This is a genomic window from Mucilaginibacter sp. (genome assembly GCF_028288185.1).
GTDB lineage: Bacteria > Bacteroidota > Bacteroidia > Sphingobacteriales > Sphingobacteriaceae > Mucilaginibacter.
On record NZ_JAQBOF010000019.1, the window covers coordinates 107,767 to 126,286 of the forward strand.

Sequence of the window (18,520 nt, forward strand, 5' to 3'; positions counted from 1 at the left end):
CTATTATGAAACTGATCAGAATTTTTATGGCCTTGTTGCTTGTTGGCACCGCGGCGCAAACATTTGCTAATACCGAAGACCGCCATCTTACTGGCTTTCATGCTGTTGATGTAGCCGGATCATTTGATGTGTACATCACCCAAGGATCGACAGAATCTGTTAAGGTGGAAGCACCCGCGGATATCATCGGTAATATATTAACTGATGTTAAAGGCGGTACTTTAATTATCCACACCAAAAATCATTTTAGCTGGAACAATATTTTCGGCAATAAAAAAGTGGTAGTGTATATTACTATAAAAGACGTAACCGGCATAGCTGTAACCGGCTCTGGTGATGCTTATTTTAAAGATGGTATAACTGCTAACAACCTAAGTTTACATGTAACCGGTTCTGGCGATGTTGCCGGCAAGATTAATGCAAAAACTTTAGAAAGCAGCGTAACCGGATCTGGCGATATAAAAATATCGGGGCATGCTGATAGTCAGAGGGTATCTGTAACCGGATCGGGCGATTACGCTGCCAAAGGTTTAACTACTGCAAGCACCACGGTTACCGTTACCGGATCCGGCGATGCAAGTGTATATGCAAGTGCAACCCTTAAAGCAGGCGTTAGCGGATCAGGCGATGTACATTATGCCGGCAACCCTAAAAATATTTCGAAAAGTAAAAGTGGTAGTGGCGATATTGAACGCGATTAATCGCTTTTTACATTAGCAAAAAAGGAGACGCGAGTGTGTCTCCTTTTTTGTTAGATAGCAGCTTATAGAATGCGCCGTAGCGCTCTTAGCGTCGCAACACGGTAGTTAAATGAATATTTATTTGGGGATTATCCGCATGCAAATTAATCCTGCGAAAATCGTTTCAACACTTTCCTGCCCAGATCATAACTAATTCTAAAAACCTCCTGGTTATCATTCAAATTACCCGGCGAGAAATGGAAACTTGCTACAAATTGCCCCTTTATCCTATTAAATAAAAACGGCGTGTAAATAATATCAATACGGTTATAGGTTGGTTTTGAATAGTATGAATCGCCATAAACAATAGTACTGCCCTGGCCTTTGTAAAACTCTTCGTACAACGCTAGTTTATGATAGCTTAAGTAAGCGCTAAACACAAAGCCTGCCGGTGTTTTAAAGCCATTTACGCCACGCTCGCGTTCTAACGAGAACATGCCGCCTGCTTCAAAGGTTAATGAGTCTAATACAGTTTTATGGCTAAAATCCAGTCCCAGCTTTACTTCTCCTGCGCCGTTATCGTTAATATGGTCATTTGATACAGATATTTCTGCCCCGGCATCATGCATCAGGAAAAAATAATGCGACAGGTAAAACGGCCCGTAAGCATTAGGTTTATATACGCCTTCAAATCCAAATAAAAACTGCTCGCGGCGGGTAGCGGTTTGCCTGCTTACCCAATCTATCCAGCCGGTTTCTGTAAAGTTTTCGGTTTGATAGCGTGCTAATAATCCTTCAACATTAGGTCGATAATAGCGCAATGTATCATTCAGTAAAGCTCGCGGATAATTGCTTAACAAGCCCTCGCGAGGGAACTCTCCGGCATAAAACTGCCATTTGGCACCCTGGTATTTATAATACGCTACCGGATCTACCTTGCCAAAAAACGGTTGGGCGCCAAACTCGTGCAGGGCAGTCGCGCCAACTATAAAATGGTTAAGGCTATCTAAATTCAATCCAAAATCAAGTGTTGTAAGCGTACCAGAGTAGGTGCGTGAGCGTGGAATAAACGCTTTATACTCGCGGTTATCTAAAAAACCAAGCGCATTAAAGTTAACATCCAAACTTTGCTGCGCTAAGGCCGCTGTGCTGGTAATTATAAAAATGGCAAGGAACAGGTATATTTTTTTAAACATAAGTCAATTTTATTGTGCTACAAGATTAATGATCTTGCTATTCTTGCTCCCTTCAAAAGGCTGTGTACGTATAGAGAAGATCATCTCGTACTTTCCTTTTATGCGGGGGGCTATCAGGTAAAAAGTGTAATGGGTACTTTGGCTGGGCTTTAACTTTATGTTGTTAAAATTATCGCCGCTTTTCCGCGCAAATATCAAACCATCGCTCTTAAAAAATACAGATGCCAGTATTACGTGGTGCTTTGCTTTTTTATTGCTAAAATCCACGCTGTAAGGATATGGATTTGTGATGGTTAAATCAATAGGGGTTTCCTCACCTACATGTAATTTTAAATTGCTGATATTAGCGGCAATTTGTATTTTTTGATAAGTGCGCACATCATCAATCCAGGCCGCATACCATTTACCGGCTTTGGTGTTTATAGTATCAGTAACAAAATTAAAAGCCGAATCTATTAAATGATAAGCGCGCTGGTGCTGCATCTGGTCTTCAATTGGCCATATATCAAACTGGGTATGGCGATAGTAGCGCGAGTCGTACGAGAATGCTTTCAGGCTATTGGTATAGTAATTATACTTAGCCGGGTTCTGGAAACCATCGTCCATAATAACAAAGTTGTTGCCTGCCTTTTGTTTTACTACTTGCGCCCATTCTTTAAAGCCATAATAACTTTTTATCTGCCCTATACGGGTAACAACCGGTATCGAAAACACCATACCCAACCGTAAAGCTACAATCAGTATGATATTAATTATCGCAACCGTATTAAACCACTTAGAGATACTACCCCATTGATTAAAGCGGATAAGCACCAGCATAATTAAAGGCGCGAAGGCTATCAGCGTCCAATGTGGTTGGGCTTCGCCCCTAAAAGTGGTTAGAAAGATAAAGACGAATGTCCCTATGGAGTTTACCAATAAACACCTTATAAAAGCGTCTTTTATTTTTATGCTGAAAGCCGAGTAAAACAAGAACCAGCCAATTAACGGCCCCGCCATTAACAACTGACCAGGGATATATAAATAGCTATTCTCGGGGTTATAGATCTTTACCGCGCGTTCATACAAATGATAATTTACCGATGGAAAATCATGGTTTATCTGCCATAAAATATGGGGGATGTATAGCGCAACCGCCAATATCGTGATAGCATAAAATGATGGGCGTTTTAATAGTTTGATATTACTTACCACCGTAAAAGCTACCAGCAATACCGCGTGATATTTACTGTACAGCATACAGGCAATAATCACTCCCAATATTATGGCTAGCGACCATTTATCTTCATCAATATAACGCTGATAAAAGTAGTAGAACAACACCGCAAAGAAAAACAACGGCGCATCGGGTGTGGTGGTAAACCCATAAATATGAAATATCAGCGTACCTGATACTACCAATATAAACGCCCATACATTAACCGTGTATTTTTTAAGGGTGAGCCATAATATATATATGGCCGCGCTGCTGGTTATTACGGTAATGAGCCGCAGCCCAAATTCGTTATGCACCAGGCTATCGCCTATGCGAATAAACAGCGCCACCATGGGTGGATGGTCGAAATAGCCCCAGTCTAAAAATCTGGAATACATCCAATAGTATGCCTCATCGGCATGCAGTTCGAGGGTGTACGCCTGTACAATGTTTAAAATAGTCCAGGCCAACAAAAAATACCAGATTGGTTTGTCAGATTGTTCTAATTTTTGTGCAGGCGATATAGACATTTAAGCGGCTAAATACATTTACGCAAATGTATATAAATGTATTTAAGTGGATAATCATAAATTAGCCGAAATTATAAAACCATGACCAAAGCAATTGAAATTATAAAAATGCCCCGGCTGCGTATTCTCGAAGCCGTTGATGGATTAACTATTGACCAGTTAAACAAGATCCCCGCAGAATTTAATAACAACATTATATGGAACCTTGGCCATATGGTAGCTGCGCAACAAGGTGTATGCTATAAACGCGCCGGAGTCACCGCTATTATTGACGATGAATTTTGGAATACTTTTAGACCGGAAACCAAACCCGAGCGCTTTTTTGATGAAAGCGACTTTGAAAATATAAAAAGGCTATTTATTTCGACCATTGACCAACTGGAGATTGATCTTGCAAATAACCTTTTCCCTAACTATACTCCATGGACAAACCGCTATGGCGCCGAGTTAAGTAATATACAAGAAGCAGTTAGCTTTTTACCTTTTCATGAAGGATTTCATACGGGCTATATTTTTGCTTTGAAACGGGTGATATAAGCCCCTAGTCCTCTGTAGGGGAAATGATGGCGGGAGGTTGTTCAGTTCTTTTCTAAAACTGCTTTATGGTATTAGTTAAATGCGCCAAATGGTGCTTGCCATGCCAGGCGTATAAAGCCAGGTTTCTTTTTAATGGGACGTTGGCCCCGGTTTCCGGGTGTACAAAATAGCGGTTCCATTGTTCCTCATTAAAACTTTCAAATAAAGCTACCAGGTGCTGATGTATTCCTTCCAACATTTTTAGTGAGGGCTCAACGGGCAGTTTATAATCGGCCTGTAGGGCCCAGCCGGCTTGGTCATATGCTTTTATAATTGGGCTGTCTTCGGTTAATGCCCATTTAAAACGAATCAGCGAGTTCATGTGGCTATCGGCCAGATGATGAACTACTTGCCTAAGCGTCCAGCCACCGGGACGGTAAGGCGTATCTAACTGTGTTTCATTTAGGCTGATGATAGCCTGGCGCACTTTGCCAGGTAATTCTTTGATATCATTTATCCAACCTTGCATATCCTGACTTGTATAAGATACAGGTACACTAAATTCTCCAATAGGGTATTTAAGTTGGTCGTCTGTCATAAATTAATTGCGTTTTTGGATATTATTATAAGGTTTTTATAACGTTTGCACTAAATTAGCGTTTTAAACGCGTTTATTTAGTTGATGTTGAAAAAATTACTAGTACTAACCTTAATTATATATTCTACTTTCACCTATGCCGAAACTATAAAAACCGATGTGCTGGTTATTGGTAATGGTGTGGGCGCGGTATCGGCGGCTTTACAAAGCTCGCGCAGTAAATTAAGAACGGTTTTGTTGTGTAAAGGCAATTGGTTGGAAAACATGCAAGGCAAAAGCATGATCACTATCGGGGCTAATCGTAATATATCGTCAGGGATATGGGGCGAGTTTCGTAAACATGTGCATTTGCTTTATAAGGGTACACCGGGCTATGATACCGCTTACAACGCGCCTTTAAAATTTGAGCCCTTTGCAGGCGCAGGCATATTCATGAAAATAGCCGATACCACACAAAGACTCACCTTAAAATTAAATACACCGTATACGGCTATTAAAAAAGATGGCACAGGTTGGCAAGTAAGTATTACCGAAAACGGGACTACAAATTATATTAAGGCAAAAACAATAGTAGACGCTACCGAAGCCGGTGATATAGTAACAATGGTTGGCGCCCAATTTCCATTACCAATAGCTAATAACGATAACTTGTATCGTACCTCCATAGTCACTGGCGATGTGTTGGAGCAAGCAGATAACCGGTTTAAAACTTCATATCCACCGGCTCCGGCATATTATTTACCAGTTTATGCACTAATAGCCAGGGATGCTGATAATTTATTTATTGCTGATAAGGCTTTACCTGTTGCACCAACGCTTCAAAATTTGCCATTGCAAATTGCAGTGGGCCAAGGTGTTGGTACAATGGCTGCCTTTTGCGCGTTTTTTAAAACCACTCAAAAAAACTTACGGGTAAGAATAGTGCAAGGCGAGTTATTGGATTTTAAAGGCTATATATTGCCTTTTGATGATGTTAACCTAACTGATACCTACTTTAGAGCGCTGCAGCAAATAGCGGCTACGGGCCTGCTTAAAGGTGTACAAAAAAGAGAGGGGAACAATTTGCAGTTTCTTTTTATGCCCGATGCCCCGGTTAATACCGCCGAAATAAAGTCCGCTTTAACCGAAATATACAGTCGCGCTTTTATATGGTTCAACAATACTAAGCCCGGTAATCAGTTTACGATAGATAACCTGCTGTCATTCATTAGCGAAATAACACTTGCTGATCCTCAATCGTTTAGGATAACCATACAAAAGGACTGGAAAACTAAATATAAGTTTACTTCAGATTTTGATCTGCAGCACCCCGTCACCCGCCGCGAATTTGCTATATTGGCTAACCAGTTTCTTAATCCTTTTGGACGACTGGTTGATTTGAATGGGCGGATGATTAATTAAGCTTACTATTTATCGCTTGGTGACGCTCATGGCCGCTAAGGCCTAGTTCTTTTTCCTTAGATGAAAAAGAACCAAAAAATCAAGTCAGCCCAATCGCTGCCACCTCACAGGCCATACTCCCGGCCGCGTGTGCTGACAGGCCTTTGCGCTTCTTTTTTGATTTTTCATAATTTGCAGAATATTGGTTCTGGCCCTGATGTCAGACGAAAAGCTTCGGGTGAAAGCAGGTAAAACAAGTTGGGCCGTGCGGCGGCAAGGGCATTGGTAATTTTGCCTGAAGCGGTGGCCTTGTGCGACAACAAGGGGCAAAAGGACCGGGCCCTGGGTTTTACCTGATTTGCCGGGCAAAGGCCCTGTGCGGCAGAGAAGCATCTCGTCTGACTTGATTTTTGGTTACTTTTCATCAAGGAAAAGTAACTAGGCCTAGCGGCTATGAGCGCTACAACGCTATCTAAGCATCCACACTATCCAACACCATAACTCTTTTGCAAAGCGGCCCGGCATAATCATCCCTGAAAATATCGTGCAACGGATCTACCTGGTAATGGTCATGATCTGCAATGTTATTGAAGGTAACCAACAGCGAAACATCATAACTGTTTTCAATTACATCGCGCTCTTCTGTCGCGGCAGGTATGCCAATATGTATATCGCGTATAGATGTTATGGGAACCATTACGTTTAAACCTTCTACTAATTTTGGTAAGTCGGCTTTGTTATTAAGCCAAAAATACACCTGGTGAACAACAATGTTTTTTAATTGCATGGGTTTTATATAAAAGTATAAATGCTAAATAATTATGTGAAAGTTGCTACGGCAATATTAAAACAATGCTTCCAGTTTTTCAACTGTCAATTCCGTAAAATCGGTTATAACCAGGTTTGATGGCTGTAGTTTATCTGCCGTCTGTCCGGTGGTTATACCAACAACTTTCATTTGGGCGGCGTTGGCTGCTTTAATACCAGCCAGCGAGTCTTCAAAAACTACGCAATCCTGTGGTAGTATGTTTAAATCGGCTGCGGCTTTTAAAAAAATCTGCGGATTGGGTTTCCCTTTACTAACGCGATTACCGTCTATTATAACATCAAAATATTGCCTTACGGGTACATGGTTCAACACAAAGTCAATATCATCCATCGTTGCTGATGATGCTATGGCCAGTTTAAAGCCTGCCTCTTTTAATTCGATCAGTAAATTTTCAAGACCGTTTATCGGGGCAATGTATGGCGCATAAAATTCGCGGTAAAGGCCCTCTTTTTCTTTCAGTAGCGATCTTAACGTTGCTTCATCAGCATTGGCAAACAAGCTTTTTAAAGTATCTATTATAGGTATGCCGCTAATTTTGGTATAATAGGTTTGAGGTTGTAAGTCGCTTAAACCATATTTTTTAAAAAGAGTTTGCCATGATTTTAGGTGATAAGGGGTATTGTTTACCATGGTACCATCCATATCAAAAATTGCCGCTATATTTTTCAAACTGATATTTGTTTATTACGGGCCTAAATTAAAATAATAGGTTAGTTTTATTCATTTAAATGTTGCCCTGATGTCAAATATTGGATATATAGTGTACATTAAACCAAATAAATTGCAAATTTGTGGGTGCTGAAATCTTATGAGTGAAAAGACAATACTGGTTTGGTTTAGAAATGACTTGCGTATTCATGATAACGAAATACTGTTAGAGGCTACACGCAAGGCCGATAAAATTTTACCCGTTTATTGTTTTGATCCCTACTATTTTAGTGTTGCAGCCGATGGTACACCCAAAACCGGCGCGCTACGTGCAAGGTTTTTAGTAGAGTCGGTGGCTGATCTGCGCACAAACCTGCAAGCCCTGGGAGGCGAACTCATCATCCGCATAGGTAATCCCGCCGAAGTTTTGCCGCAACTGGCAGAGCAATATGCCGTAAACGAAGTTTACCATCACCGCGAGGTGGCTTACGAAGAGACCGATATATCCGAAAAAGTGGAAACCGCGTTATGGAACTTGAAGCTTAACCTTAAACATTTCATCGGTCATACTTTATATCATAAAGAGGACTTGCCATTCCCGATAAAAGACATCCCGGATAGCTTTGCAATTTTCAAGAAAAAGGTAGAACGCGACAGTAATGTGCGCCCATGCATAGCAACCCCTGTAAATATTGTAACACCCCAAATTACCGATGCCGGCGAACTGCCAACACTACAACAATTAGGTTTAAATGAACCGGTTGATGATATACGCGCAAAGGTGAAATTTAAAGGCGGCGAAACCGAAGGCTTACAGCGCCTGGAAGAATATTTTGCCAACAATAGCCAAATAGCGCCAACAAAAGGCAGAAACGGCGCAACGGTTGATAGGTCATCCAAACTGGCACCGTGGCTGGCGCTGGGCTGCATATCAATGCGCCAGGTATATTGGGCCGTAGTAAAACACGAGCATGCTAACAATGTACACAATACCGGTATGTTGGAGCTTGAACTACTGTGGCGCGATTACTTTAGGTTTATGTTTAAAAAGCACGGCAAGCAATATTTTACTACTGATGAACAAACCGAAACCACATCAACAGAAAAACAGGAGTTATTTGAAAGGTGGAAAAAGGGTAATACAGGCATACCATTTATTGACGCCAGTATGCATAAGCTAAATGCAACGGGCTACATAAGTAATTTTAGCAGGCAAATGGCGGCAGGCTACTTAGTGCGTGACCTGGAGGTCGACTGGAAAAAAGGTGCTGCCTATTTTGAGGAGAAGCTGATAGATTATTCGCCGGCCAGTAACTGGGGCAATTGGGCTTATGTTGCCGGCCTGGGCCATGATCCGCGCGATAACAAGTATTTTAATATTGCTAAACAGGCTAGTGAGTTGGATGTAAATAGCGAGTTTATCAATATATGGCTAGCCGAGGAGGCGAAAGTTGGGCAGGTTATTGCTGTGTAGCGATGATCGGGTGAGTAATCGCCATCTATCCCCCAACAAAAACATACAATAAAATGATACGCTCCGCGTCAATCCATTGTATATTTGATATATGAATACCTTCGAACAATTTACGATCATCATTGGCCTCCTGGCGGTGCTTTTTGAAGGCTTTGGATACCTGCGCAATTTGGTGCGCAAAAATTTACGCTAACAACTCTTTTTGCTAAGTTTTCCACCTATTGGTATTAATGTGGCTTTTTTTGCCATTTAAGCGTTTTTTTGTGGGAAAAGTAGTAAATCATTTACAATTAAATTTAAAGTTTATAATACGTTATGCTTACTTTTGCATCATCTTTAAGATTGGTTTACAATGGATAGCCTCAATTATATAAATAACAGCAACGCAGCTTTTATTGATTCTTTATACGAAGCCTATAAACAAGACCCTGAATCGGTTGAGTTTGGCTGGCAAAAATTTTTCGAAGGGTTTGATTTTGGGCGCGGAGCGCAGGCACCCATAGTTAGTGCCGAAACACCCGAACACTTTTTAAAAGAGATCAATGTACTAAACATGATCGACGGTTACCGGGGAAGGGGGCATTTATTTGCCCAAACTAACCCGGTGCGCGAGCGTCGTCACTATTTTCCCGGTAAAGAGCTGGAAACTTTTGGTTTAGCCAAATCTGATCTGGATACTGTATTTAACGCGGGCGTTGAAGTAGGCATGGGCCCATCTAAGTTGCGCGATATTGTGCAAATGCTGGAAGAAACTTATTGCGGCACCATAGGTACAGAATATCATTACATCCGTAACCCTATAAAGGTTAAATGGTTCCAGGACCGTATGGAGAGCCAGCGCAACAAGCCCAATTTTTCTGCAGATGAGAAAAAGCTGATGCTACGTAAAGTTAGTGAAGCTGTTATTTTCGAAAACTTCCTGGGCACTAAATTCCTGGGCCAAAAACGTTTTTCGTTAGAAGGCGCCGAGGCTTTGATACCTGCAATGGATTCTGTTATCCAAAAAGGGGCAGCCCTTGGTATTGAAGAGTTTACCATTGGTATGGCACATCGCGGACGTTTAAACGTGTTAGCCAACATCATGAAGAAAACCTATAAAGAGATCTTCTCTGAGTTTGAAGGTAAAAACTATGATGAGGACTCGACCGCGGGTGGCGATGTTAAATATCACTTAGGTTTCTCTACCGATGTTGAAGCCGAAAATGGCAAGAAAGTACACTTAAGCCTTTGCCCTAATCCGTCGCATTTAGAGGCGGTTGATCCGGTTGTTGAAGGTTTGACCCGATCAAAAATTGATTTTAAATATAACGGCGATCATACTAAGATAGCCCCTATATTGATACATGGAGATGCTTCTGTAGCAGGCCAGGGTATTGTTTACGAAGTTTTACAAATGGAAAAACTGGATGGCTATCGCACTGGCGGCACCATACACCTGGTTATTAATAACCAGATAGGTTTTACCACCAACTTTGTTGATGCCCGTTCAAGTACCTATTGTACAGATGTGGCAAAAACAGTTTTATCGCCGGTTTTCCATGTTAATGGTGACGATGTTGAGGCGCTGGCCTATGTAATAAATTTGGCTATGGAGTATCGCCAGGTTTTCCATGACGACATATTTATAGATATATTATGTTACCGCCGTTATGGCCATAACGAGGCTGATGAGCCTAAGTTTACCCAACCGGTATTATACAAAGCTATAGATGCACATCCAAACCCGCGCGAGGTTTATTTAACTAAACTAATGGCCGAAGGTGTTATTGATGATGCCGAGGTTAAAAAGATGGAAAAAGATTTCCGTGCGTTATTGCAGCAAGATCTTGACGAATCAAAAGCCGAAGATAAATTTACCGAGTCTATCCCAATGTTTGCCGGTGCCTGGAACGGGTTGCATTTGGCAACCGAGCGGGATTTTAATGCCCCGGTAAATACCACAGTATCTAAAGAAGAATTATTGGTTATCGGTAAAAAATTAACCGATCTGCCTAAGGATAAAGCGTTCTTTAAAAAGATTGAGAAACTTTTTGAGGACCGCAGCAAAATGGTTAACAGCACCCATTCTTTTGATTGGGCCATGGGCGAGTTAATGGCTTATGGATCGTTATTAAAGGATGGGCACCCGGTACGTTTAAGTGGCGAGGATGTTAAACGCGGTACTTTCTCGCATCGCCACGCGGTATTAACGCTGGCCGATTCTGAGGAAGAATATACACCCTTGGATACTATCGGCGGCGAAAAGTTTAGCATTTACAACTCTTTATTATCAGAGTACGGTGTTTTAGGTTTCGAGTATGGTTATGCTTTAGCAAACCCTAATGCGCTAACTATATGGGAAGCGCAGTTTGGCGATTTCTTTAACGGCGCGCAAACCATTGTTGACCAATATATAGTAAGTGCCGAAACTAAATGGCAGCGTGGTAACGGTTTGGTAATGCTATTGCCACATGGTTATGAGGGGCAAGGACCTGAGCATTCATCAGCTCGTATTGAGCGTTTTATGGAGCTTTGTGCCGATAACAATATCCAGGTAGCAAATTGCACTACTCCGGCCAACTTCTTCCACGTGTTGCGCCGCCAGATGTACCGCGATTTCCGCAAGCCACTGATCATATTTACACCGAAGAGTTTATTGCGTAACCCTAAATGTGTATCGCCTTTGGCTGATTTTACAGATGGTGTGTTTAAAGAAGTTATTGACGATACTTATGCTGATGCTAAAAAGGTTAAGCGCGTATTATTCTGTTCGGGCAAAATCTATTATGATCTGTTAGAGAAACAACAGGCTGATGAGCGTAAGGACGTAGCGATAGTTCGGTTAGAGCAATTATATCCAACCCCGGTGCAGCAGTTAGCAGCAATCAGGGCTAAATACAGCAAGGCTACAGATTTTATATGGGTACAGGAAGAGCCTGAGAATATGGGCGCATGGCCGTATCTGTATCGTAAATCGCGTACCGAAGAAGCTTTGAAATTTGATATTATATCGCGTAACGAAAGCGCGAGTACGGCCACCGGTTTTGCTAAACAGCATGCCGCGCAACAATTGTACATCATATCAAAAGCATTCGAATCGCCGGCAGGCAAAAAAGTAAAAGAAACAGTTAAAGCAACAGCCGAAAAAATGGCAACTGCAGGCGCTGACTAATAACATGATGAAATGGCAATTACTTTGGGTAGTAGCTGTACTATTTATAATAGCTTGTAAAAAAGAAGCTGCAACCGTTAACAAATCGGTAAATGCAGCTAAAATTATTGATAGTACATTAGCATTTAATAATGTAGTAATATTAGGTAATAGCATTACTTATACAGCACAAAATCCTGCGATAGGATGGTATGGAGATTGGGGTATGGCGGCCACAAAACAAGATTCTGACTATGTACATCTTTTAACAAAGCATTTCCAGGTGAAAAACCCGGATGTTAGGGTACAGATTAAAAATATTTTGCCGTTTGAGGTTGATGCCGAACATTATAACTTTGATGACGAGTTAAAAAGTTTAAGAGATTCAAAACCTGATCTTGTAATAATAAGAATAGGTGAAAACATACCGGTAAATGCTGATTTGAATATGTTTGATAAGCGGTATACCGCATTGATAAACTATTTCAAGACCGGTAACCCTAACGTTATCGTTTTAGGAGGCGGTTCTGTATGGGGCAGTGTAATTGATGATGTAATGGTAAAATACCCGCCATTTATTTTGTTGAAATCTATAGTGAATGATGGGTCAAATTTTTCACACGGTTTATATGCTGATCCAGGGATCCAGGCCCACCCAAGTGACAAAGGAATGCGCAACATAGCTAATATGTTGTGGACAAGAATAAAGATGCTTAGATTGGCTGATAGCCATTAACTATAAATAACATACCGACAGAAATATGAGTTTAGAAATTAAAGTCCCGCCGGTAGGCGAATCAATTACAGAAGTAACGTTATCAAGTTGGTTAAAAAAAGACGGCGATACCGTAGCAATGGATGAAGCTATTGCCGAACTGGAATCTGATAAAGCTACTTTTGAGCTTACAGCCGAAAAAGCGGGCGTATTAAAAACAATAGCTAAAGAGGGCGATGTGTTAGCCATTGGCGCTGTTGTTTGCAGCATTGAAGAGGGCGGGGCCGCCGCGCCTGCACCTAAAGCCGAAGCTGCACCAGCCGCGAAAGCAGAAGCCGCACCGGTTGCTCCCGCTGCCGAAAAAGGAGCTACTTATGCATCGGGTACACCATCGCCTGCTGCTGCTAAAATATTGGCTGAAAAAGGCGTTGAAGCTACTGCCGTAAGTGGCACGGGCGTTAACGGACGTATCACCAAAGAAGATGCTTTGTCAATTGATAAGGCATCAGAAAACCCGCAAACAAGGACTGCTGTTGCTGCTGCACCGGCCCCGGCCCCGGTAAAAGCCGGCGAAAGAAGCGAGCGCCGCGAAAAGATGTCGCCGTTGCGTAAAACAGTTGCCAAACGTTTGGTTACCGTTAAAAACGAAACTGCCATGTTAACTACTTTTAACGAAGTAGACATGTCGCCTATAATGGAGATCCGCAGTAAATACAAATATAAATTTAAAGAGACACTCGGTGTTGGCTTAGGCTTTATGTCGTTTTTTACCAAAGCCGTTACCGAGGCGTTGAAAGATTGGCCTGCAGTTGGCGCACGTTTAGAAGGTGAAGAAATAATTTACAGCAACTTTGCTGATATCTCTATCGCTGTATCTGCACCAAAAGGATTGGTAGTCCCCGTTATTCGCAACGCGGATACCATGAGCCTTGCCGAAATTGAAAAAGCGGTAGTAACGCTTGCAGGCAAAGCCCGTGATAACAAACTATCATTAGAAGAAATGACAGGCGGAACATTCACCATCACTAACGGTGGCGTATTTGGTTCAATGCTGTCAACACCTATAATTAACTCGCCGCAATCGGCAATATTAGGTATGCACAATATCATTGAACGTCCAGTAGCTGTAAATGGCCAGGTAGTTATCCGCCCAATGATGTACGTTGCCCTGTCATACGATCACCGTATTGTTGATGGCCGCGAATCGGTTAGCTTTTTAGTAAGGGTTAAACAGTTACTGGAAGATCCGGCAAGGTTGTTATTAGGCGTATAAAGCTCCCTCTAAATCTCCCCCGGTAGGGGAGACTTTAAAATATTGCAAAGGTCCGATTTATCGGGCCTTTGCTTATTTTACTACTCTGGTGCGGTTTCTTCCTACAAAAAGTCAATCACCACATCATCACTAACCGCATGCCCGGTACAGGTAAGTATCAATCCATGTGTCAGGTCCAGATCGGTCAGTACATCATTAACATCCATATCAATCTTACCGCTAACACACTTAGCCGTACAAGCCGAACAAATACCGGCGCGGCAACTATATGGCAATGCGATATTGTTTTGCAGGGCGGCTTGCAGAATAGTTTGGTTCTCGCCAACTACCAAATCATGCCACTCATTATTAAAGCGAATGCGTATTTTTTGCGGCGGATAATTAACATAACCTGCTGTTACGGGTACGGTTTCCAATACAAAGTTCTCTTTGCGTATCTGGCTGTTATCTAACTCCATATATAAAAGTGTTAACCGCACCATGCGCATATAAACAAATGGGCCACATAGATAAAAACCCGCTTTATCTAAACTGTAGTGGATGTTTTGCTTTACTAGTTTTTCAACACTGATGTTATTAAGACGATTACCTTCGCTGCTTAATAAATAGAGGATCTTTAACCTGTCGGGATGTTTGGCTTGTAAGGCATCCAACTCATCTGCGAACAAAACTGAAGCCTGATCCTGGTTGCTATAAATTAGGGTGATATAACTCTCGCCTTCGCGGGCAAGTATATACTTTAACTGAGAAAATACAGGTGTTATCCCACTACCGGCGGCAAAAAGCACGATGTCTTTTTTCGCTTTAAAATCAGTAATAGTAAACCGTCCTGCGGGTTCAACGGCATTGATAATATCGCCGGGTTTTACTTTGGTTAGCATAAAACGCGAGATCTCGCCGTTAGTGATACGCTTAACGGTTATGGCTAACAATTCCTCATCAGGCGATGAACTAAGGGAGTACGACCTGCGGATCTCTTCGTCATGGTGCGTAAATACCAGCGTGATAAATTGCCCGGCTGTATAATTAATTTCCTTGCCTGATATTTCAGCTAAATAAAAAGTAGCTGTATCGACAGTATCCCATTTTATAGCCTCAACCTTTAACTGAAGCATTTTGTCTAGGCTTTAAGTACAATATTTCCAAAATGCGATGATGTACCCATCTTCTCAATTGCCTTACCGGCTTCTGCTAGAAGGTAAACCTCATCAATAATAGGTACAATTTGATGCTCGGTCATAAACTTGAGCATCGCTTTAAAATCTTGGGTAGTACCCATGGTGGTACCTAATATTTGCAGCTGTTTCCAGAATATCTTGCGTCCGTTAATAGCAGGCATATCACCGGCCGTACCGCCAAAAAACACAATGCGTGCACCGGGGTTACAAATGTCCGGAAATTTGGCAAAACCTGCGCCCAGTGCGCTGTCAATAATTACATCAAAACCGCCTGCCAGGTGGTGCAGCTCTTCGGCCCAATCCTGCGCTTTATAGTTTACACCGGCCAAGGCACCGTGTTGTCTTGCCTGTTCTATTTTCTCGCCACTGCCTGATGTTACAAACACCCGGCATCCGGCAGCAACTGCCCATTGTAAAGCAAACGCGCCGGTGCCGCCGCCAACACCTGATATTAATACGGTATCGCCTTTTTTGGCCTTGCCTTTTGTAAATAACGCTCTGTAAGCCGTTAACCCAGCCAACGGAAACGCCGCCGTCTGCTCCCACGTAAGATAAACCGGTTTATCGTATAAATATTCAACACGGGTTTTAACATATTCCGCAAAAGTGCCGTCATCAGGCAGACCTAAGATTTTAAAATCTTTGCCCTGGAAGTTGTCATTATCACCCCAATTATTACCGGGATTTATAACTACTTCCTTATCTAGCCACTTGGCATCAACCCCCTCACCTATTTCCGCTACTATGCCTGCGCCGTCTGACCCTAATATGATTGGATATTTCAAACCGGCGTATTTGCCAATACTTATCCAGTAGTCGCGGCGGTTTAGCCCGGCTGCTTTAATTTTTATTAAAACTTCGCCCGCCGCAAGGGGTGGGGTTTCAACTTCTTTCCAAACTATTGGTTTGTCGGGTGCTTCGAGTACGTTGGCTTTCATAAAATATCTTATTAAAGCCGTCATTGCGAGCGATAGCGTGGCAATCTCTACCCGAAAGGTATACGAATTACCTATCGTGTAGAGATTGCCACACTCGTACCTCGTTCGCAATGACGCGCGGGTGTGTGGTTTTAAACAAAAAAGGCAGCATATGATTGCTGCCTTTTAAAATTAGTCTGTTGCTTTATGCTATCGCTTTAGCATATAATTCAGAAACATGAGCCCAATTGATCACGTTCCAGATAGCCGCCAAATAATCAGGGCGACGGTTTTGATATTTTAAGTAGTAAGCGTGCTCCCAAACATCGATGCCTAAAATTGGCGTGCCTTTTACTTCGGCAATATCCATTAAAGGATTGTCTTGATTTGGAGTTGAAGTTACCGCCAGTTTTTTATCAGCAGTAACAATTAGCCATGCCCAGCCAGATCCAAAACGGGTAGCACCCGCGTCTGATACTTTTGTTTTAAACTCGGCGAATGAACCAAAGGTGCTTTTTATAGCATCGGCCAAAGTGCCAGTTGGCTCGCCGCCGCCACTTGGCGAAAGCAATGTCCAAAACATGGTGTGGTTATAATGACCACCGCCGTTGTTACGCACCGCGGGCGGAAATTTTGAAATGTTTTTAATGATATCGTCAATGCTATGGTCAGCTTCTGGCTTGCCTTCTAACGCTTTGTTAAGGTTAGTAACATAAGCATTGTGGTGTTTGCCATGATGAATTTCCATGGTAAGTTTATCAATGTGCGGTTCTAATGCATCCGTAGCATAAGATAACGCCGGTAGTGTAAATGCCATATTTTTTTTATTTAAAGTTTAAAGATTGTGTAGCAAATATAAGGTGTGAAGATGGTTTTTGTTCTAAATTAATGTCACAAAATTCATTCTTTACAAACCCTCTTTCCGCCAAAGGCGAAGAGAGGGTCGACAAGCAAAGTGATGTCGGGATGAGTAACCGCCGCCAAGCCGAACGCGTGCCATTGACTCACCCGGTCTACGCTGCGCTGGCCCCCCTCTTTTACAAGCGAGAAAGAGGGTTATTTATCTGTAATTGTCTACCTTTTACTCTTAAAAAAATCCCTCACCAGCTCCGCGCACTCATTCTCTCTTATCCCACCCGTTATAATAGTTTTTGGATGCGTTATTTTTTGATTTAATCGCCCAAAACCCAACCGGGTATCATAAGCGCCGAAAACAATTTTGCCTATCTGGAACCAATAGGATGCACCGGCGCACATTACGCAGGGTTCCAGCGTTACATAAAGTGTACAGTCCTTTAAATATTTCCCACCCATAAAGTTGGCAGCCGCGGTTAGCGCCTGCATTTCTGCATGAGCAGATACGTCAACTAGCCGCTCGGTCAGGTTATGGCCCCGGCCTATGATCTTGCCCTGGCAGGTAACTATGGCGCCAATGGGTATCTCGTCTTCGGCTAAAGCCAATTTGGCTTCTTTAAGTGCCTCGTTCATAAAAAAATCATCCGGCGACAACGCGGGCTCATCCTCGAAACTAACGTACCTCATCCTCGTTATTAAAAGTTTTCTTTAAATGTTTTTCTGTTATCACCAACACCAATATTGCCGGTATTATGGCCGAAAGCAAAAGTGATACCGCTAAAATTTGACTTCGTGTTCTGGCAGGTGGTATGTAGATATATACCACCATCGTTAATACTATCCCAAAAATAAAAACCAATATACCACAGCCCGCCATCCATCGCGCCGAGAAACGGTTGGCCTCATCCCATGTTTGCTGGTTTTTCATGGACGATATTGTTCTGTAACCATACAAGCTGTTGATCTGTTTTGGCGGAAAGCGCTGCATAATAACACCGGCCATATAAAATATGATGCCTATTAATTGTGGACCTATTATATAGTTTATAAAATTCATATTATACCAATTTACTGCCGTTAGGTACCGGTTTATCAACGGCAGTTAATACAATATCACCGTTTTCATCGGCAAAACCTGTCACCAAAAACTCCGACATGAAGTTAGCTATTTGCTTTTTAGGAAAGTTAACCACACCTACTATCTGCATGCCTATAAGTTCTTCATGTGTGTAATGCTTCGTGATTTGCGCGCTCGACCATCGGATACCAAACTCACCAAAGTCTACTTTTACTTTATAGGCCGGTTTTCGGGCTTCGGGGAAATCGGCTGTTTCAAGTATAGTACCTACCCGTAATTCTACTTTTTCAAAGTCGGCCCAGGTGATGTTTTCCATGGTGTAGTTAAG

The 18,520-nt window shown here is 42.2% G+C and carries 18 protein-coding genes; 7 read left to right on the forward strand and 11 right to left on the reverse strand.

Features of this window, described 5'->3' with window-relative positions; genetic code table 11:
* Positions 1-5 precede the first annotated feature (5 nt).
* Positions 6-701: a head GIN domain-containing protein gene (locus tag JWQ34_RS07905; RefSeq protein ID WP_299356219.1), complete on the forward strand. Its 696-nt coding sequence runs from the start codon at positions 6-8 to the stop codon at positions 699-701.
* Positions 702-844: 143 nt separating this feature from the next.
* Here JWQ34_RS07905 and JWQ34_RS07910 read toward each other — a convergent pair whose 3' ends face one another.
* The gene (locus tag JWQ34_RS07910) at positions 845-1,876 is read right to left on the reverse strand and encodes a hypothetical protein (protein ID WP_299356220.1); all 1,032 of its coding nucleotides are present in this window, start codon (positions 1,874-1,876) and stop codon (positions 845-847) included.
* Between the two features lie 9 nt (positions 1,877-1,885).
* On the reverse strand, positions 1,886-3,601 hold the full coding sequence (locus JWQ34_RS07915) for a glycosyltransferase family 39 protein (RefSeq protein WP_299356222.1): 1,716 nt from the start codon (positions 3,599-3,601) through the stop codon (positions 1,886-1,888).
* Positions 3,602-3,682: 81 nt separating this feature from the next.
* On the opposite strand from JWQ34_RS07915, the gene JWQ34_RS07920 reads away from it, so the two are divergent.
* On the forward strand, positions 3,683-4,138 hold the full coding sequence (locus tag JWQ34_RS07920; protein ID WP_299356224.1) for a DinB family protein: 456 nt from the start codon (positions 3,683-3,685) through the stop codon (positions 4,136-4,138).
* Between the two features lie 52 nt (positions 4,139-4,190).
* On the opposite strand, the gene JWQ34_RS07925 is transcribed toward JWQ34_RS07920, so the two are convergent.
* Positions 4,191-4,715 carry a YfiT family bacillithiol transferase gene (locus JWQ34_RS07925; RefSeq protein WP_299356226.1) on the reverse strand — a complete coding sequence of 175 codons (525 nt, stop codon included), beginning with the start codon at positions 4,713-4,715 and terminating at the stop codon, positions 4,191-4,193.
* 84 nt (positions 4,716-4,799) lie between these two features.
* On the opposite strand from JWQ34_RS07925, the gene JWQ34_RS07930 reads away from it, so the two are divergent.
* The gene (locus JWQ34_RS07930; protein ID WP_299356227.1) at positions 4,800-6,116 is read left to right on the forward strand and encodes an FAD-dependent oxidoreductase; all 1,317 of its coding nucleotides are present in this window, start codon (positions 4,800-4,802) and stop codon (positions 6,114-6,116) included.
* A 451-nt stretch (positions 6,117-6,567) separates the two neighbouring features.
* On the opposite strand, the gene JWQ34_RS07935 is transcribed toward JWQ34_RS07930, so the two are convergent.
* Positions 6,568-6,882: a Dabb family protein gene (locus JWQ34_RS07935; RefSeq protein WP_299356229.1), complete on the reverse strand. Its 315-nt coding sequence runs from the start codon at positions 6,880-6,882 to the stop codon at positions 6,568-6,570.
* Between the two features lie 57 nt (positions 6,883-6,939).
* Positions 6,940-7,593 carry an HAD family phosphatase gene (locus tag JWQ34_RS07940; protein WP_299356231.1) on the reverse strand — a complete coding sequence of 218 codons (654 nt, stop codon included), beginning with the start codon at positions 7,591-7,593 and terminating at the stop codon, positions 6,940-6,942.
* A 139-nt stretch (positions 7,594-7,732) separates the two neighbouring features.
* Between JWQ34_RS07940 and JWQ34_RS07945 the strand changes: the two genes are divergently transcribed.
* The 4 genes from JWQ34_RS07945 to odhB all read left to right on the forward strand — a co-directional run bounded on the left by JWQ34_RS07945 (position 7,733) and on the right by odhB (position 14,164).
* Positions 7,733-9,046 carry a DASH family cryptochrome gene (locus JWQ34_RS07945; RefSeq protein ID WP_299356233.1) on the forward strand — a complete coding sequence of 438 codons (1,314 nt, stop codon included), beginning with the start codon at positions 7,733-7,735 and terminating at the stop codon, positions 9,044-9,046.
* Between the two features lie 352 nt (positions 9,047-9,398).
* Positions 9,399-12,197 (forward strand): 2-oxoglutarate dehydrogenase E1 component, encoded by a 2,799-nt coding sequence (locus JWQ34_RS07950; RefSeq protein ID WP_299356235.1) that lies wholly within the window; start codon positions 9,399-9,401, stop codon positions 12,195-12,197.
* A 4-nt stretch (positions 12,198-12,201) separates the two neighbouring features.
* Complete coding sequence (locus JWQ34_RS07955) at positions 12,202-12,912, forward strand: SGNH/GDSL hydrolase family protein (RefSeq protein WP_299356237.1); 711 nt, start codon at positions 12,202-12,204, stop codon at positions 12,910-12,912.
* A 25-nt stretch (positions 12,913-12,937) separates the two neighbouring features.
* A complete protein-coding gene (gene odhB, locus JWQ34_RS07960) occupies positions 12,938-14,164 on the forward strand; it encodes a 2-oxoglutarate dehydrogenase complex dihydrolipoyllysine-residue succinyltransferase (protein WP_299356239.1) in 1,227 nt (408 codons plus the stop codon).
* A gap of 101 nt (positions 14,165-14,265) precedes the next feature.
* On the opposite strand, the gene JWQ34_RS07965 is transcribed toward odhB, so the two are convergent.
* The 6 genes from JWQ34_RS07965 to JWQ34_RS07990 form a co-directional block, all read right to left on the reverse strand.
* Positions 14,266-15,279 carry a ferredoxin--NADP reductase gene (locus JWQ34_RS07965; protein WP_299356241.1) on the reverse strand — a complete coding sequence of 338 codons (1,014 nt, stop codon included), beginning with the start codon at positions 15,277-15,279 and terminating at the stop codon, positions 14,266-14,268.
* Between the two features lie 5 nt (positions 15,280-15,284).
* The gene (locus JWQ34_RS07970) at positions 15,285-16,280 is read right to left on the reverse strand and encodes a zinc-binding dehydrogenase (RefSeq protein WP_299356243.1); all 996 of its coding nucleotides are present in this window, start codon (positions 16,278-16,280) and stop codon (positions 15,285-15,287) included.
* Positions 16,281-16,464: 184 nt separating this feature from the next.
* Positions 16,465-17,076 carry a superoxide dismutase gene (locus JWQ34_RS07975; RefSeq protein ID WP_299356245.1) on the reverse strand — a complete coding sequence of 204 codons (612 nt, stop codon included), beginning with the start codon at positions 17,074-17,076 and terminating at the stop codon, positions 16,465-16,467.
* A gap of 257 nt (positions 17,077-17,333) precedes the next feature.
* Positions 17,334-17,801, reverse strand: a complete 468-nt coding sequence (locus JWQ34_RS07980) for a nucleoside deaminase (RefSeq protein WP_299356247.1) — start codon at positions 17,799-17,801, stop codon at positions 17,334-17,336.
* Entirely contained in the window at positions 17,788-18,171 is a 384-nt protein-coding gene (locus JWQ34_RS07985) for an SdpI family protein (RefSeq protein WP_299356249.1), read from the reverse strand. The genes JWQ34_RS07980 and JWQ34_RS07985 overlap by 14 nt, the downstream gene beginning before the upstream one ends.
* A 1-nt stretch (position 18,172) precedes the next feature.
* Positions 18,173-18,508, reverse strand: a complete 336-nt coding sequence (locus tag JWQ34_RS07990) for a tRNA-binding protein (RefSeq protein ID WP_299356250.1) — start codon at positions 18,506-18,508, stop codon at positions 18,173-18,175.
* Positions 18,509-18,520: the final 12 nt, after the last annotated feature.